The 2,144-nt window shown below is 28.8% G+C and carries 2 protein-coding genes and 1 pseudogene; all 3 read left to right on the forward strand.

The window, feature by feature from the left end:
* A pseudogene (locus JG677_RS07885) lies at positions 1–119 on the forward strand (NAD(P)-dependent alcohol dehydrogenase); the annotation flags it as partial.
* A gap of 60 nt (positions 120–179) precedes the next feature.
* Entirely contained in the window at positions 180–764 is a 585-nt protein-coding gene (locus tag JG677_RS07890; protein ID WP_200170344.1) for an NAD(P)H-dependent oxidoreductase, read from the forward strand.
* 244 nt (positions 765–1,008) lie between these two features.
* The gene (locus JG677_RS07895; protein WP_200286091.1) at positions 1,009–2,016 is read left to right on the forward strand and encodes an alpha/beta hydrolase; all 1,008 of its coding nucleotides are present in this window, start codon (positions 1,009–1,011) and stop codon (positions 2,014–2,016) included.
* The last annotated feature ends 128 nt before the right edge of the window (positions 2,017–2,144 follow it).

Below are 2,144 nucleotides of genomic sequence, written 5' to 3' on the forward strand. Positions count from 1 at the left end.
CACTAAAGCATCAAATTTATCCAGAGATTGAACTTATAAAGCCAAACGAAATTGATAAAGCTTATGAAAATCTTACTTCAGGTAAAGCAAAATTTCGTTATGTGATTGATATGAGATAGTTTTACTCCGGTTTTTATGATTTTTTTGGTATTATTTGGAGTTTTATTTAAGGAGTTAAAATGAACACTATACTTTTACTCAATGGTGCAAAAAAATTTGGTAGTTCTAATGGTGAACTTAATCTTACTTTGCACGATCTAGCTATCAAAACTCTTAAAGAGTTAGATTATAATATCAATGAAACTCATATTGATCGTGGCTATGATGCAGAGAATGAAGTTCAAAAAATTTTAAATTCTGATGTGATAATTTACCAAATGCCAGGTTGGTGGATGGGTGAGCCTTGGATAGTTAAAAAATATATAGACGAGGTTTTTACCGCTGGATATACGCGTTTGTTTGCAAATGATGGACGCAGTCATACAGATCCAACTAAAAATTATGGCAAAGGCGGACTTTTGCAAGGAAAAAAATATATGTTTTCTCTTACTTGGAATGCTCCAGCTGAAGCTTTTAATGAGAAAGATGATTTCTTTGAAGGTGTTGGAGTTGATGGTGTTTATTTACATTTGCATAAGGCAAATCAATTTTTAGGAATGAGTGCTTTACCAACTTTTATTTGTTATGATGTGGTTAAAAATCCTCAAGTTGAAAAATATTTAAGCGAATATGCAAATCATTTAAAAAATATTTTTGCAATTTAAGTTTATCTTAAATTGCAAGATAAATTATGCTTATAAAGTAAAGATTTGACAAGCTAAAATAAATTAAATTTTTCTAAATAGTTTAAAACTTTTATTTATAATTTTAAATCGAATTTATTTTTTATAAAGACTTCAAAACTTCTTTGATTATTTTAAATATTTAGATTTTAACGATTTTTTAGTTATAGCTTGATAAAAGCTTAAAGAAAAAGTTATATAATCTTTTAAAATTTAAGGATAAATGATGAAAAAACTAATATTATTTTTTATTTTTTTAAATTTTTGTTTTGGTCAAGATGTTGGATTATTTGGATATACAAAGGGTGTAAGGGTTATAGAGGTAAAATTAAAGGATATAAGAATTGATTCAATAGAAAATATTGTTTATTCTCAGGTGCCAACAAATGGTAGTATTAGAGGTTTGCATATGTCTTTGTTAATTCCTCAAACTAATGTTTTAAAACCTGCTATTCTTTATTTTCCTGGAGGTGGTTTTATGTCTGCTAATTATTTTAAATATTCTCAGATGAGAATGGCTCTAGCAAAAGCAGGATTTGTTGTAGCTTCTGTGGAATACCGCGTAATTCCTGATAAATTTCCAGCCCTTGTAGTTGATGCAAAATCAGCTATAAGATATTTAAGAGCTCATGCTAAAGAATATGGTATTGATCCGATGAAAATTGGTGTTTTGGGAGATTCAGCAGGAGGATATTTGGCTCAGATGGTGGGAATGGCAGATGATAAAAGCTTTGAGCAAGGAGAATATTTAGATAAAGATTCTAAAGTTCAAGCTGTAGCTACAATTTATGGAATTTCTAATCTTTTAAATATTGGTGAAGGATTTTCAAAAGAAGCACAAGAGGTACATCACTCTTTGGCTGTAACAGAAGCTTTATTGGTAAATGGGGTAGCTTTTAGAGATTTTGCAGGATTAAGTATCCAAGCAGACCCCAAAAAAGCACTTTTTGCTAGTCCTTTGGGTCATATTAAAGGCAAAAAACCACCTTTTTTAATAATGCACGGTAGTGCAGATACACTGGTATCTCCAATACAAAGCAAGCAACTTTACGAGGCTTTAAGGAAAGAGGGTAATGAAGCAGAATATATCCTTATAAAGGGAGCAAATCACGGAGATATTTATTGGTATCAAGATGAGGTTATTAATCTAGTAGTTAAGTGGTTTAAGAAAAATTTAATCTCAGAAGATAAAAAAAGAATACAAAATTCACAAAATCTAAATAACAATCTTTAAAAAGAGTTAAAATTTGATATAAAAAGCTTTATTGTAAGATTGTTTATAAAATCTTTTATGTAAATATTGAATTAGAATACATAAAAGATTTTGTTAATAAGGGTTTTGATTAAAAATTAGAATTTATT

It is taken from the genome of Campylobacter sp. TTU-622, assembly GCF_016598965.1.
In the GTDB taxonomy this organism is placed as follows: Bacteria; Campylobacterota; Campylobacteria; order Campylobacterales; family Campylobacteraceae; genus Campylobacter_D.

Coding starts and splice junctions, on each gene's coding strand:
- JG677_RS07890 (WP_200170344.1), top strand. CDS start 180: ATGAACACTATACTTTTACTCAATGGTGCAAAAAAATTTGGTAGTTCT.
- JG677_RS07895 (WP_200286091.1), top strand. CDS start 1,009: ATGAAAAAACTAATATTATTTTTTATTTTTTTAAATTTTTGTTTTGGT.